The following is a 13,636-nucleotide window of genomic DNA, read 5'->3' as shown; positions in this document are numbered from 1 at the left end:
TCTTCAGTATGCCCGATCCCACCTATTGTAAAGTGAGTAAAGCGGTAATCACGATAAACGTTTTGAAGCTGGCTGAATAGCCACCGACTTGATAGACACCTTTTAGTTAGACAAAATGACTAACAGAGAGGTGCTTATGAGCAGCAAAAGATATCCAGAAGAATTTAAAATTGAAGCGGTAAAACAGGTCACGGAAAAAGGTCATAGTGTGGCTGATGTTGCCAACCGCTTAGGGACGACTACCCATAGTCTTTATGCTTGGGTGAAGCGCTACGGTCCCGACTCCTCCCAACACCAAGCTCAATCTGATGAAAGTGCCGAAATTCGTAGGCTTCGGAAAGAACTGCAAAGAGTTACCGAAGAGCGGGATATACTAAAAAAAGCCGCGGTGTACTTCGCAAGCCAGTCCGACTGAGGTACGCCTTTATCAAAGCCAACCAGTCAGTTTGGCCTGTTAGACGGATGTGTAAAATCCTTGGGGTTCATCCAAGTGGTTTTTATGCCTGGCTAAAATACCCTGACAGCAAACAAGAGAAACGGCGTAAGTATCTTCTCGGACTTATTAAACAGTTTTGGCTGGAATCAGGTGGGGTTTATGGCTATCGGAAGATATACAGTGACCTACGAGATGAAGGGGAATTCTGTGGAATCAACCAAGTACATCGCTTGATGAAACGAGAAGGCTTACAGTCACAACGCGGGTATCGTAAACCCAGAGCTAAAGCGGGTACTGAACATGTCATTTCGGCTAACAAATTAGCCAGAGAGTTTAATCCAACGGCTCCAAACCAATCGTGGGTGACCGATATTACTTATATAAAAACACATGAAGGTTGGTTGTATCTTGCCGTTGTTGTCGATCTTTTTTCTAGAAGAGTGATTGGTTGGTCGATGAAAAGTCGAATAACTAAAGAGTTGGTTTTGGATGCGCTTTTAATGGCTATATGGCGCCGTTCTCCAAGTCAAAAGGTGCTCGTACATTCAGATCAAGGCAGTCAGTATACGAGTCACGACTGGAACAAGTTCTTAAAGCAACATGGACTGGAAGCCAGTATGAGTCGTCGAGGTAATTGTCACGATAATGCTGTGGCAGAAAGTTTTTTCCAGTTACTGAAAAGAGAACGAGTTAAACGAAAAATCTACTCTACACGGGAAGATGCTTGCATGGATATCTTTGAATATATTGAGATGTTCTACAACGTAAAACGCAGGCACGGTTCCAATAATCAATTGTCGCCTGTAGAGTATGAGAAGCAATATGAGAGAAGACTAACTAGTGTCTACTGACTCGGTGGCTATTCAACTCTCACTCTTATGACTTCCAACCTTTCAATGAGTGCGTCAGCCATCGACTTCAATTTATCTGGCTTTTTCTAGAGTAAGATTTCATTGTTGCTAATACATCAACTCTTAGCTTTTCTAACTGATTGCTCTCATCACCTGTATGGTCTGTGAACACCATCCCTTCTAACTCATTTAACCATTTGTTAAAGGACTCAGGGTTTTCAGGTAGTAAAAGTAAAGTATTCTGGGGCTCTATTTTTAACGCAACCAGCAATAAGGGCGAAACTTCTCCAGAAATAGCTCCGTCTCTACGCTTCCAAATTTCTACCAAAGAAAAAAGTGCAGGAACCATTTCCAAAGCTTCTTTTTTTCAAGGTTTGATTCTATAGATTGGTAGTTTTCTATCATCCAGTTATGTAAGAGATTCACCTCTTGGTTTTTAGCATACATTGGCAGTGAGAAAAAAACAGACATCATAAGCATTATTATATTCCTTATCATTGTTGCTGCTCCAACTGGTTAGATATATCTATGGTGATTTTTATAGTTCGCAATTTCAGAAATATTTCTTTCAAAGCCAATTTGCTACTACCTACATAGTAATGTGACTTGGCTACTTTCCCCATGTTTTACCAGGCATCAAACAGCCGAGAGTGTCTTGATGATAATTTCCGGCATGGATTAGAATGAATGACCTACCCGGAACATTTTGTAGTTCATATACATTAGGATACCTAGATGAACTATAAGACAATAATTTGTATGTGCCTGCTTTGATTCTTTTGTCAGAGCCCTCCGTCATAGAGTCTGGTCCTGCGGACTCAAGCACAAACCAACTTTTACTTACTCCTTCGATAGTCAACTTACCTAAAGTTGTCTCTCGCATTTGCTTTGTACAGTTTAGATTTAATTTAGCTTCATCTAACTTTTTCATTGTTCTTTACCTTACTATCACATCAATGAAATTAACAGAACAGTGTTATTACAACAGGTGTGTTTCATTATTAATGGAGGCATCGCTAACTTACATGAAATTGAGTGTTACGTTTTTTACACCAACTTTAGTGTAGACAGATAACACCCGCTTAAGTGGTGAGCAACGTTACCACAGCACTCAACCATTACACCGTAAACACTAAAACCAACGCATAGTAAAAATACCACGCGTGCCGAACCACTATTGAACAATTTGTTATGTTTATTATCACCCGCCAGTACATTACCGTAAATGAGCCGAACCATTTCGCGGGCCACAAATTTAGCTTTTACCTGCTGCAAAAAAAGCAGAAAACCCCATAAACACAAAGGATATGAAGAGTGAAAACATAGAATATCGAATGACAGTAAACAACCAAGAACTACTTTTAGGATACTTCGAGATATTTTCGCTACTTCTTACGTAATTAAAGAGGAGCACACTAGAAAAAGAAACAAACAAAAGTAGATCGTTTTATATCTACTCGGGTCTAGTATTTCCATCTGTAACCCGAGGAAAATACTACTCCCAAGGAGCATTATCATTGAAGATATGAGCACTAGAAAAGCCGCAAATGCTAGTAACTAATACACATCCATGAACTCTCCTTTTCCACAATAAGCATTTAAATATTAACTATAGTTTTCTATACTCGACTAAGAAACATAACGCCGCGGTAAGGGGTGAGCAACGCTACCACTGAACTTAACCTATTGTGCTATAAGTACTTAAGCTGAATAAAACCAAAAATGCCACGCGTTACGAATCACTCTTAAGCAATTTATTAGTACATGCGCAACTTCTATTTATGCGCTCCAAGGTATTGAAAAGTGACATGATATGAAAGGCTTTGAACACTGAAGTGAGACGGGCAGCTACAAAACTTCACCCCATTGAAAGACGAAAGTTGGCTAGAAGAAAAACGCACTGAACAACCCTACTTTCACTTGCTTCAAATTAGAAAAGGATTCGGTCCTCGTACTTCAACAACCACACCAAAAGTAATCAAGGTTCTCTCAAAAGCAACCACGAAAATGAAGACGCGCCAAAGAAATAGACTAAGAGTTAGAAGCCGTAAACGGTGAAATCAAAGCAAACACTCCTCATATGGTGCCACCGGAAAGAACGTGAAAGGTACAAACTGAAAAGTGTAAAGACGAGCGCCAAAATAGATCAACACCAAAACTTATAACCTTTGATGCCAAACCCGTACTAACGTCCTGCTAAGGGGTGAGCAACGCATAGTAAAAATGCCATGCGTTGCGAATCACTCTTAAACAGTTTATTATAACTCTGATTTTTCCTTAGTCAATAGCTTATGAACGTCTTCTGAGTTCGCGAAGTCTAAACAATATGCCAATTCTATTGCACTACCACTTTTTGATTTATAAGAGTCAATATTCTTATTGCTCAATAATTCACTGAGCTCAAAAAATGCATCTAAAGGCAAATTAGAAAACTCTCTGTAGCCTTGCATTGCCTTTACCGCATCTTTGGCCACATCGGAGCCCTTGTAATAAGTCGCAATACAAGAAGAAAGCGCATATTTTTTAAATAACTGCTCATCACTTTGAGTGCTCAATGGACTTGCGCTTAATCCCACGCTAAAAGTTGCAACAAATATAGTGCTGACTAATCTTCTAGTTTCCATAAGTACGCCTTCTTTGCTTGTGGGAAGTAACAACTATCCGTACACCTTGAGCCAGTCCAAATACTTGCATGCCCTGATGCATCTAGCCAAGTATCCACATCAACGACCAATATACCTTTGTAGTCAGCCAACTTATTCGCGTTAGGATTTTCAATTACAACCTCAGGTTCACCAAACTTTTGATGCAAGAAGCTGATCAAATCCCTGACTCTGTAGATATACCAATTTCCCTGTCCACCAGATACAGTTTTATTTTTAATGTAAGGAACCTTAAAACCAGCATAATTAAGTGCATATGACTTCCGAATTGCACATGCATTTTCAAAACGGCCCTGCTCTGGTGTTAGCACATTGATATTGTGATTCACTTTACCACCAATTATTGTACCAACGTCCGATACATCTCGGTTAACCTTTGCAAAAGCCACTTTCATTTTTAGTAAGCTAGGACGTGCTGCCACTTAAAAACCTCCCCATCAATTGTTTGAACGAAAAGGTCTCACAAAATAAGCAACCATACTAACAACAAGTTAATTGTTCTTGAGGCTCTTCAAGATCAAAGGTGTAACAATAAAACTGACAAAAGAGTTATAACGCCTTGTTAAGGTGTGAGGCACGCAATACCGAAGCCTCCGCATAACACCTTAATCACTAAAAACAACGCATAGTAGAAATGCCACGCGTTGCGAATCCCTCTTGAACAGTTTGTTATGTGCGTACTCTCTGAGTTAGCAGAGTCTCCAAGGACCAGACTCTACCACCTGAACAACTACACCTTCTTGCTCAAGTTGTCGTAACAAAGCTACTAGCCAATATTGTTGGTTCGATGGGGTTGCTTTACGCTGTTCTCCCCAGCCAAGACCACAACGCCTAAAAATCTCTGCCTGTTTCATTCCAAGGCTGTTTGGGGAGCAGTCGGGATGACTTTGCATAAACTCAACAACTAAACCTTTGGCGTGATTTCGTAACAACTCACCTTTTGACTCGAAACTATCCATACTGAACACCTTTCCACTTTGACGTAACTTAATCATAGTGAATTTCCTAGTTTCTAGGCAAATGCACATAACGCCACATTAAGGTGTGAGCAAAGCTACCACCAAGCCTAAACCATGGCGCCCTAAACACAAAACCCAACGATGACACCAAAAATGCCAAGCGTTGGGAATCACTCTTAAATGCTTTGTTATATTAATTTATATTCTCGAAGTACTTTTTTAGAGCTAAGGCTCGTTCTTTTGTAATTTCAGTTATATCTGAAAGGGCGGTTAATCCCCACATGCTCCCTCGCTTGGAACCATAAATTGATTTGATATTGGCAACTTCAAGGTCACGATATTTAATCCATGAGCGTTGAGATTCTCGCAAACTGGACTTTTGATTACTATCCAAAACGTTCATCAACGTTTTGTAGTAATAGTTCAATTCTGCATCCCATTGTTCATGAGCTTTGCTACCGCAATTTCCTATACCGGCGGTGCTTGAGTTGTCGGATATACATGCTTCTAGCTCAACATCAATAGGGTGTTCAATTTGAGCAAATGAGCTAAAAGATGTCAGTAATAATAAAGGCAAGAATACTTGTTTCATACAATCTCCATATGTAATGACAAGAGCAACGTTACACATATGATGGAGCACGGACAACAATTAGGCTCAATAATACGATCAATACCTAGTTGATATTTTGTGACTTGACGAATTAATATAACGCCGCATTAAAGGGTGAACAACGCCACCACCCAACCTAAGCTATTGTGCCGTAAACACTAAAGTTGATTCAAACCAAAACTGCCAAGCGTTGTGGATCCCTCTTGAATGCTTTGTTAGTTGCCAAACCTAAAGCTTTGATTTGATGTTAATTGCCGCTTTGCCAACACTGTCTTTGCGTATTTCGGAAAACTCAAATCAGGCGCAGTTTCCAAGAGCCTGTCACTGCAACCACTTGGAACATACAACGCCGTAGAAAACGAGCTAACAACACCAAAAAGCGCCTTTGGACAAACAATGTTACAGAGCTAACTTTCAACATATAAATCGGTTTCTGAAATAGAGAATACAACCACAAAAGAAACCAACGCACGATTTTACAAACCCAAATAACTAGAAATTGAAATACGAAAACCGAGCCAAAAACATACGAACGTTAACCCTAAACATTCTGCTTTAGCTGCGTTTTTCTCGTTGGCAACTAACGCCCAGTTAAGGGGTGAAGCACGCAACACCTATGCTGCCGCATGCCATCTTAACAACTAAAATCAACGCATATCAGAAATGCCACGCGTGCTGAATCCCTCTTGAACAGTTTGTTATGAGCGTACTTACGTTGCCCACTTACCAGACAAAAAGTTTGAAACAAACGAGGATAAGCGCAACTGTGATAAGGCCAACCCAACCGATTGTTCGTGTTATTGTTTCCGGTGATTGTGTATTTAAATGAGGAAATAAAATGGCCCCAAAAGATAACAGTGGCACAAAACCGTATAATTGCCCCATTTGTGATGACGTGCCCAAAGGGAAAGGCAGAACAAACAAATACAAAATCGTATACGCAATATAGACAAGCATTGCAATACCGGCTTCCTTTACCGACGTATCACTTTCTCCATACCAAAAGTAGAAACCCACAATGACACAAAAAAACAGCCACACTGATCAACAGAACTATTCTCCTAACTATCCTTTAGCTCATAACTCCCAATTAAGGTGTGAGGCACGCAATACCGATGCTGCCGCATACCACCTTAATCCCTAAAACCGACGCATAGTAAAAATGCCATGCGTGCCGAATTACTCTTAAATTGTTTGTTAGGTGATGTGGCTCCAAATATTACACTAGTCACAGAATATAGTTGTCCTATCAGGATTAAGATATGCAACCTAACCCACAAAAAGGGATTATAATGGAAAAACCCGCTGCAACATTAACATCAATGCACATCTGCCAGTTCCGCATGTGGGCGGCCCTGTAGTCGTTAGTTCACCCAATGTGAAAATTGGTGGCTTACCTGCGTCTCGAAAAGGGGACCGCCTCATCTGTGTTGGTCCTCCTGATTCCATAAGCAAAGGTTCTGGCTCCGTATTTATTAACGGTAAACCAGCAGCAAGAATGGGGACTCAACGAGCCACGGAGGCAAGATTGTCATTGGCAACCCCACAGTCTTAATTGGTGATAAATATCGCGCCGATAAACAACCACCACCCAAGACTTTCCATGAAGCAAAGCAGCGTTTGGCAGAAACCAAACCTTATGTCGATGCAGCTCGTGAAGGTGGTGCGGCGTTACCGGGTTCTGCGTACTCTACTGCTGACAAAAGAGAGATTGTCCAGAAAGGACTAAATGAGCCCCTGCTATTTCGTATTATCGAGTCCAAATACAATGAGGATGATGGCTACATTGGCTACAAGCCCGAAGGCATTACCAAGCTAAAATACTGGACAACTACATTTACTCAAGCTGAGCATGGCGATACTGACCCAGAAGCTATCTGCAATGCAGTAGGAATTGAATATAAACCAGACTGTGAATACACCATATTGCTCATCGACCACCAAAAAGCCAATGAAATCGGCGATATGCATAGCTTTATTCCCACCTACGAGAGAATGGGTGGATTTACGGAATCTGAATTGTCCTCTGAATTTGAAGATAGCCTCGATTTAATTGCACCATGTTTGACACCTGAGTTCAGTCGATACTATGAACAAGTCAAAGTATCAGCCGAAGAAGAAGGTATAAAGCTAAAAAAGCAGGAAGACTTTATCGAATATTGCCAAGAACTTGGCTTTATCCCTAGCCAGGCCGACACCTTACGTACTCGCCATCAAATAGAACAAGGCTTAGGCGCGAATGAACATTTCCTTGGCAATGGCCTCACCAGAGACATTAATGTGTCATATGACACTACCCCATTTGGTTATATAGATGACGACGTAGAGTACGGGCCACCCGAAACCTTTACGTGGGACAAAAACCCACAAACATTGGGAACGTTAGAAGAAGCGGGAGCCATAAAGCGAATTAACATCGGGAAAGGAAAAACAAATGAAGCAATTTAAAGATATAGACCCACTAACGGTAGCTCAAGACCCGAACTTGATTGCAACAGTACCGGATGATGAAGAAGCAACAAAAAACTTCTACTTTCTATTGATTGATAACTACATCATCCTCGCAACCGCAAAATACTTTACCAACAAACGAACCGGAAAAAGTAAATGGCTACACTACCAAATCGAGTTTCCTAAACACGGCTTGCGTTGGTTCCTAGACACACTAGAAGGTAAGTTTTTTAAAACCGCAGCGGAAGGCGGATTACCCAAAGGCAAATTCAACGATGAAGGTGTTGTCGATGGTGAGCGGCTAAAACTTAGACGCGCTTTTAATGCCGATGGCGAAGGCGGCAGTGGATACACATTTATTACTCTAGACAGAAAAGAACCCGAAAGCGTATGGTCGAAATCCTACACCTTCACAGACTCACTCTTATTTGAACACGGAATGATTGACACGATGAAGGAAATTGCAAAAAAAATCGACTTAGGACAACTGTAACTCCCCTTACCTCCGAACCTTAGCTTGATGGTTCGGAGGCTGAGTTTTGATTAGTCACCTAACGCCGCATTAAGGTGTGAGCAACGCCATACCGAAGCTCCCGCATATCATCTTAATCACTAAAACCAACGCATAGTAAAAATGCCACGCGTTGCGAATCACTCTTAAACAGTTTGTTATGTATCAGAAGTCAAAGTCTGGCTTAGATTGGAATATATGGATATTTTCGTAGTCTATGAAATAAAGAATCGAGTTTTCTACTTATTCAAAAAACTCTGTTAAGTTCTCACTTTCACCGGTATCTACTGGGTATTTATAGTGGACAAAGCTATTACGCTTCTCTGCTAGCTTAGTCATCACTTCTAAATGCGTTTTATCAAATAGTGGTAGCTCAATAAGTTTGAGAAACCAGGATGTTTTTGCGCGATTGTTGAGAGAAGTAATAACCTGCTTAAACTCTTTGCCCGTAATTTCCTTGCGGTACAGTTTTGACTCTAAGACGCCATTAATCCAATGTTCCCACCAAGTCGCGTACGTCACTAAAGCTAAGTCAGTTTTATTTTCTGAGACTAATCTCCTAGCTTCTTCCAACAAGGTGTCTTTATGATCAATAATCATATTTATCTAGAAATTCCTCTAAGTACTCTTTTATCTTAACGGACGCTTCCTCATCCGATAAACCTTTTATATCGACACCACCATACCCAATTACAGATTTAATGAATGACTTAACGATACCGGCAGCCATCTCTTTTTCTTCTTCCGTCTTAAATAGACTTTCTTCGATACTCATCAAGTTCTCCTGATACATAACGCCCTGTTAAGGTGTGAGCAACGCAATACCGATGCTTCCGCATACCACCTTAAAGACTAAAACCAACGCATAGTAAAAATGCCACGCGTTGCGAATCACTCTTAAACAATTTGTTATGTGGTGAAGCCATCTATGCTAACTTTCTCAGTCAGCGCAGCTCTATGAATCAGTTGACCGCCGCTTCCGTGATAAGTTCCTGCTCTGAGATGGATTAGTTGCCCACACGATCTACAAGCAAAATAGTTATTTACGATATCGCCCCAATACTTCCCTTTAGAAAATCTTGAAAAAGGTTCACCAAAAGCACCGTACCCTAGGTATTTAAGAGTTTTAGATTCGACGTTTCTTCTAACAAGGAGAATTGCTTCAACCAAGTCATTCGGATTGCTGATTTCCAATTTAATTTGTTTACAGTTATCACAACTCATAGCTCATCCTGTTTAACCACATAACGCCGCATTAAGGGGCAGCAACGCGCTACCACCAGGCTTCAATTTAACACCGTAAACACAGATGCCAAGATTTAAACTAAACTCGCCACGCGTTGACTGTCCCTCTTGAATGCTTTGTTAGTTGCCAAGCCTAACGCTTTGATTTGAAGTTAATTGTAGCTTTGCCAAAACGAGCTTTACGTATTTTGAAAAACTTAAATCAGGCGCAGTTTCAAAGCGACTGTCACTGAAACCACTTGGAATTTACAACGCCGTAGAAAACGGACTTTGAACACCAAACAAACCTTTTGGAACGACAATACAGCAGAGCAGACTTTCAACAAGCTAATCAGCGTCTGCTGCAGAAAACCCAAACCGCACAAGGAACCAAAACACGATTTTCACAAATCCAAATAACTAGAAATGGAAATACGAAAACCTAGCCAGAAACACATCGACATTAGCCCTAAACATTCTGCTTCAGGTACATTTTTCCTCGTTGGCAACTAACGCCCTGCTAAGGGGTGAACAACGCAATACTGAAGCCGCCGCAAACCACCTTAATCACTAAAATCAACGCATAGTAAAAATGCCACGCGTTGTGAATCCCTCTTGAGCAGTTTGTTAGTTGCCAGACCCAAGGCTTTGATTTGAAGGTTATTACCGATTTACCAACACGACCTTTACGTATTTTGTAAAACTCAAATCAGGCGTAGTTTCAAAGCGTCTGTCGCTGAAACCACTTGGAACATGCAACGCCGCAGAAAACGGACTGACAACACCAAATAGCCCTTTTGGAAAGGCAATCTCACAATGCGGACTTTCACCCAATAAATCTGCTTTTGAAACGGTAAACTCACAGAGCAAAGTTTCAGCAGAAAAATAACGACCGTTTAGCCCAAAAGCCGCCACACAAAAGAACAAATCAATTGTGCAAACTCTGGATCCAAACCGACAATTTCAACAACAGATTTTGAAGCAAAACAAACCGATTAAACTTTAAAATTTTGCGAATTAGCTGCGTTTTTCTCGTTGGCAACTAACGCCCAATTAAGGGGTGAGCAACGCTACCGCCGCACCTAAAGCATTGTGCCATAAACACTAAACTTGAAGTAGAAGCAAAAATGCCAAGCGTTGTGAATCCCTCTTAAATTGCTTGTTATATGCACAGAATTTCCACTTGTTTGATGGCGTCAGAGAATACTTTATGACACTTAAAATCGGGCTGACTGCCTACTTTATGCCAGAAGAAATTGAATTCATGCCCACCGTCGTCTTGAGTAAAGAAACTCCAGTTATTCGGTAATTGTTGCTCTATTTCACAAAGCACGAAGTGCCACAAATGATTTTGAAAACTGCTTTCCCAACTACCTAGGTAGCGAGTTCTTGATACGCTAGATAACCCTGATTCTTCTTTCAGCTCTCTCAAGGCTGCACTTTCAATAGAAATATCCGACTCTTCTAATGTGCCTTTAACCAACTGAACTTCAGCTAATGGATGTTCAAACAGCAGTAACTCGCGATTGTTTCCTGATTTTCTAAGCACTATAGGGCAGACTTTGACTTCCCTCTTTCGGATTCTTTCTTCCACTGAACTCTCCCGTGTATATAACGCCTTGTTAAGAGGTGAAGCACGCAACACCGGTGCTACCGCATACCGCCTTAATCACTAAAACCAACGCATAGTAAAAATGCCACGCGTGCTGAATCCCTCTTGAACAATTTGTTAGCTTTCGTACTCTACGACGTCAGCATTTTTTAATTGATACCTTTGTAACAAAACCATTGCCCTTTCAGAAACTAAGAGTAGCCCAGTATCTGTCACGCTAAAATCGTCTTTATCTATAGTTCCAGATACTTGGAACCACGAAAAACGAGGTAACGTACACTCTGGATACAGTTCTTCAAATACGTTAGAAGTAGATATTTCAGCCACTTCCAGATTGTATCCTGACAACTGCGATGAGCGTAAGGCCATTGCTAAACGCTCAGAGACTAAAAAGCATGGAAATGAAGTCAATAAATCATCACCTAACCAACCATCAAACTGAAAATGTAGCTTTTCTATTATCGGTGGATGCAAATCGAAATTTGCCAGCGTATTTTCACCCAAGTTTCCAGGAACTTCTGGTTCGATCAAATATTGGCTCATTTCTTTCTCCCAAAGAAAGCTAACGCCGCGTTAAGGGGTGAACAACGCTGCCACCCTAACTAAACCATTGTGCCATAAACACAAAAGTTAAACTTTGAACCAAAACCGCCAAGCGTTGAGAATCCCTCTTGAACGCTTTGTTAGCCCTGTGACCAATTAGTACATATAACCCAGCCAGTCGACATGCCCATTTGCCCATTGCTTACCACTTATGGACTTTATAAACAGTTCATCAATGTGCTCTACCGCAACACCATAATTTGTGTGCTCATGAAGCCTTAGCCAAGAATGGGTACCCTCAACTTTGCTATAACCTTGTTTTCTGTAAAATTCATCCAACTCTGAGATAAGCATGATGAAATCGACCGCCTTTCCTTGTGCAAACGATGAGACTTCAGAAAGCATCAGTAAACCAATACCTTTACCTCGCCACTGTTCGGCAACGCAAAAATCAATGATACCCAAGACGTTATATACTTCATCACCGACTTTTATCGCGCGATAATCTAGCCCTAAATAACCAACGAGTATGTTGTTTTCATATTGCAAAGCACGCATATGAGGTAGCTGTTTGTAGTAGGAGCGATTAGCTTGGTGATCTGGGAACGACTGGTTTCTTAAAGACTCTATAGCTTCATGCTGTTCTTTCGTTACATCAATTTCGTATACGATCTTCATACTTTTCCTTGTAAAGGGCTAACGCCCTGTTAAGGTGTGAGCAACGCAATACCGATGCCACCGCATACCACCTTAAACACTAAAACCAACGCATAGTAAAAATGCCACGCGTTGCGAATCACTCTTAAACAGTTTGTTAGTCGCGAGGCACCGAGCGACAATTTTAAGCCGAACTAAACTTTGCGAACAACAAACTTTATGTGCTTTGATGCATTTAAGTCAGGCGTAGTCTCAAAGCAGCTACTCAATGAAACTACTTGGAACATAAAACGTCGTAGAAAACGGACTGACAACACCAAAAAGCGCTTTTGGAAAACCAATCTCACAGTGCTGACCTTCAACAAAGTCAATGAAACCACGTGGAACTTACAACGCCAGAGAAAACGTTCTTTCAGCAAATAAATCAGCTTTTGAACCAAGAAACTTACCGAGCAGAGTTGCAACCAAGAACAGACGCTCGATTGCCCTGTTCTGTCAGCACAAAGAACAAAAAACCGCTTGGACACTTGCAAAACTTTGGACTTAAAACAGCTGAGACTGAGTTCTGACCATCAATGAGGAGCCTGTATAGCAAACAATCATCAGCCAAATTTTAAGCTTAGAAACATGATTTTGATTGCTAGCTTTTTCTGGCGACTAACGCCCAATTAAGGTGTGAAGCACGCGACCACGACACTTAACTAGACCACCGTAAACACTAAATTCACCCCAAACCAAAAATGCCATGCGTGCTGAATCGCTCTTAAATTGTTTGTTATATTTCAGTGCGCTATAGGTGATTTGGGCTATGCGCACCTACTAATTTGCTCTTTTCACCGGAGTTTCACCAGATCATCAGTAAGTTAAACTTAAAAGAGCGGTGGTTCTCCCAAAACATGGCAACACATTTTGAAAGTTGCTTAAATTTACTACTAATTTTGTTGATAATTTTCATACCCATAAGCTCACCCTCCTTAGTCTGACTAGTTAAAAACCCCCGAATTCAACTGCGAAGTGCGACACTCGCTAATATCAAGCAGCCAATGCCATTTCTTTAAATACAATTGCTGGCTGCTTGAAGTCTAAACATTTTCTCGGTCGATAATTTATCCGCAA

The 13,636-nt window shown here is 41.0% G+C and carries 15 protein-coding genes and 1 pseudogene; 4 read left to right on the top strand and 12 right to left on the bottom strand.

Features of this window, described 5'->3' with window-relative positions:
• Positions 1-136 precede the first annotated feature (136 nt).
• A protein-coding gene (locus NL645_RS17895; protein ID WP_118789488.1) for an IS3 family transposase occupies positions 137-1,287 on the top strand; the annotation gives its coding sequence in 2 pieces (ribosomal slippage) (positions 137-374 and positions 374-1,287; 1,152 coding nt in all).
• Between the two features lie 67 nt (positions 1,288-1,354).
• Here the strand turns inward: NL645_RS17895 and NL645_RS17890 are convergent.
• From NL645_RS17890 to NL645_RS17860, 6 genes are all read right to left on the bottom strand, one after another.
• Entirely contained in the window at positions 1,355-1,636 is a 282-nt protein-coding gene (locus NL645_RS17890) for a hypothetical protein (RefSeq protein ID WP_253652136.1), read from the bottom strand.
• 261 nt (positions 1,637-1,897) lie between these two features.
• Positions 1,898-2,218, bottom strand: a complete 321-nt coding sequence (locus NL645_RS17885) for a DUF5675 family protein (RefSeq protein ID WP_253652135.1) — start codon at positions 2,216-2,218, stop codon at positions 1,898-1,900.
• Between the two features lie 1,327 nt (positions 2,219-3,545).
• Positions 3,546-3,911: a T6SS amidase immunity protein Tai4 family protein gene (locus tag NL645_RS17880; protein WP_046875310.1), complete on the bottom strand. Its 366-nt coding sequence runs from the start codon at positions 3,909-3,911 to the stop codon at positions 3,546-3,548.
• The gene (locus NL645_RS17875; protein ID WP_253652134.1) at positions 3,893-4,372 is read right to left on the bottom strand and encodes a type VI secretion system amidase effector protein Tae4; all 480 of its coding nucleotides are present in this window, start codon (positions 4,370-4,372) and stop codon (positions 3,893-3,895) included. The genes NL645_RS17880 and NL645_RS17875 overlap by 19 nt, the downstream gene beginning before the upstream one ends.
• 267 nt (positions 4,373-4,639) lie before the next feature.
• The gene (locus tag NL645_RS17865; RefSeq protein ID WP_021707519.1) at positions 4,640-4,945 is read right to left on the bottom strand and encodes a hypothetical protein; all 306 of its coding nucleotides are present in this window, start codon (positions 4,943-4,945) and stop codon (positions 4,640-4,642) included.
• 157 nt (positions 4,946-5,102) lie between these two features.
• A complete protein-coding gene (locus tag NL645_RS17860) occupies positions 5,103-5,501 on the bottom strand; it encodes a lysozyme inhibitor LprI family protein (RefSeq protein ID WP_005483218.1) in 399 nt (132 codons plus the stop codon).
• A 1,313-nt stretch (positions 5,502-6,814) separates the two neighbouring features.
• Between NL645_RS17860 and NL645_RS17845 the strand changes: the two are divergent.
• The 3 genes and pseudogenes from NL645_RS17845 to NL645_RS17835 form a co-directional block, all read left to right on the top strand.
• A pseudogene (locus NL645_RS17845) lies at positions 6,815-7,082 on the top strand (PAAR domain-containing protein); the annotation flags it as partial.
• A gap of 60 nt (positions 7,083-7,142) precedes the next feature.
• Positions 7,143-7,970, top strand: coding sequence for a hypothetical protein (locus NL645_RS17840; protein WP_253652133.1), 828 nt, complete (start codon positions 7,143-7,145; stop codon positions 7,968-7,970).
• Positions 7,957-8,466: a hypothetical protein gene (locus NL645_RS17835; RefSeq protein ID WP_253652132.1), complete on the top strand. Its 510-nt coding sequence runs from the start codon at positions 7,957-7,959 to the stop codon at positions 8,464-8,466. The genes NL645_RS17840 and NL645_RS17835 overlap by 14 nt, the downstream gene beginning before the upstream one ends.
• Before the next feature lie 261 nt (positions 8,467-8,727).
• Here NL645_RS17835 and NL645_RS17825 read toward each other — a convergent pair whose 3' ends face one another.
• The 6 genes from NL645_RS17825 to NL645_RS17780 form a co-directional block, all read right to left on the bottom strand.
• Complete coding sequence (locus NL645_RS17825) at positions 8,728-9,084, bottom strand: hypothetical protein (protein ID WP_046875192.1); 357 nt, start codon at positions 9,082-9,084, stop codon at positions 8,728-8,730.
• Positions 9,074-9,259, bottom strand: coding sequence for a hypothetical protein (locus NL645_RS17820; protein ID WP_046875191.1), 186 nt, complete (start codon positions 9,257-9,259; stop codon positions 9,074-9,076). The genes NL645_RS17825 and NL645_RS17820 overlap by 11 nt, the downstream gene beginning before the upstream one ends.
• A 134-nt stretch (positions 9,260-9,393) precedes the next feature.
• Positions 9,394-9,708 (bottom strand): hypothetical protein, encoded by a 315-nt coding sequence (locus NL645_RS17810; RefSeq protein ID WP_046875190.1) that lies wholly within the window; start codon positions 9,706-9,708, stop codon positions 9,394-9,396.
• 1,162 nt (positions 9,709-10,870) lie between these two features.
• Positions 10,871-11,302 (bottom strand): NUDIX domain-containing protein, encoded by a 432-nt coding sequence (locus NL645_RS17795; RefSeq protein ID WP_046875189.1) that lies wholly within the window; start codon positions 11,300-11,302, stop codon positions 10,871-10,873.
• Positions 11,303-11,437: 135 nt separating this feature from the next.
• Complete coding sequence (locus NL645_RS17785) at positions 11,438-11,863, bottom strand: hypothetical protein (protein WP_046875188.1); 426 nt, start codon at positions 11,861-11,863, stop codon at positions 11,438-11,440.
• A 156-nt stretch (positions 11,864-12,019) separates the two neighbouring features.
• Complete coding sequence (locus tag NL645_RS17780) at positions 12,020-12,541, bottom strand: GNAT family N-acetyltransferase (protein ID WP_253652131.1); 522 nt, start codon at positions 12,539-12,541, stop codon at positions 12,020-12,022.
• Positions 12,542-13,636 lie beyond the last annotated feature (1,095 nt).

The sequence above is a fragment of the Vibrio sp. Y51_MX_L26 genome, from assembly GCF_024181935.1.
Classification (GTDB): Bacteria; Pseudomonadota; Gammaproteobacteria; order Enterobacterales; family Vibrionaceae; genus Vibrio; species Vibrio diabolicus.
Note: the sequence above shows the minus strand (reverse complement) of the source record. Positions and strands in the feature narration are given on the sequence as shown.

Bases quoted from the DNA above. Each gene is read 5' to 3' on its own strand.
- NL645_RS17890 (WP_253652136.1), bottom strand. From the start codon at position 1,636: ATGGTTCCTGCACTTTTTTCTTTGGTAGAAATTTGGAAGCGTAGAGAC.
- NL645_RS17885 (WP_253652135.1), bottom strand. From the start codon at position 2,218: ATGAAAAAGTTAGATGAAGCTAAATTAAATCTAAACTGTACAAAGCAA.
- NL645_RS17880 (WP_046875310.1), bottom strand. From the start codon at position 3,911: ATGGAAACTAGAAGATTAGTCAGCACTATATTTGTTGCAACTTTTAGC.
- NL645_RS17865 (WP_021707519.1), bottom strand. From the start codon at position 4,945: ATGATTAAGTTACGTCAAAGTGGAAAGGTGTTCAGTATGGATAGTTTC.
- NL645_RS17860 (WP_005483218.1), bottom strand. From the start codon at position 5,501: ATGAAACAAGTATTCTTGCCTTTATTATTACTGACATCTTTTAGCTCA.
- NL645_RS17835 (WP_253652132.1), top strand. From the start codon at position 7,957: ATGAAGCAATTTAAAGATATAGACCCACTAACGGTAGCTCAAGACCCG.
- NL645_RS17825 (WP_046875192.1), bottom strand. From the start codon at position 9,084: ATGATTATTGATCATAAAGACACCTTGTTGGAAGAAGCTAGGAGATTA.
- NL645_RS17820 (WP_046875191.1), bottom strand. From the start codon at position 9,259: ATGAGTATCGAAGAAAGTCTATTTAAGACGGAAGAAGAAAAAGAGATG.
- NL645_RS17810 (WP_046875190.1), bottom strand. From the start codon at position 9,708: ATGAGTTGTGATAACTGTAAACAAATTAAATTGGAAATCAGCAATCCG.
- NL645_RS17785 (WP_046875188.1), bottom strand. From the start codon at position 11,863: ATGAGCCAATATTTGATCGAACCAGAAGTTCCTGGAAACTTGGGTGAA.
- NL645_RS17780 (WP_253652131.1), bottom strand. From the start codon at position 12,541: ATGAAGATCGTATACGAAATTGATGTAACGAAAGAACAGCATGAAGCT.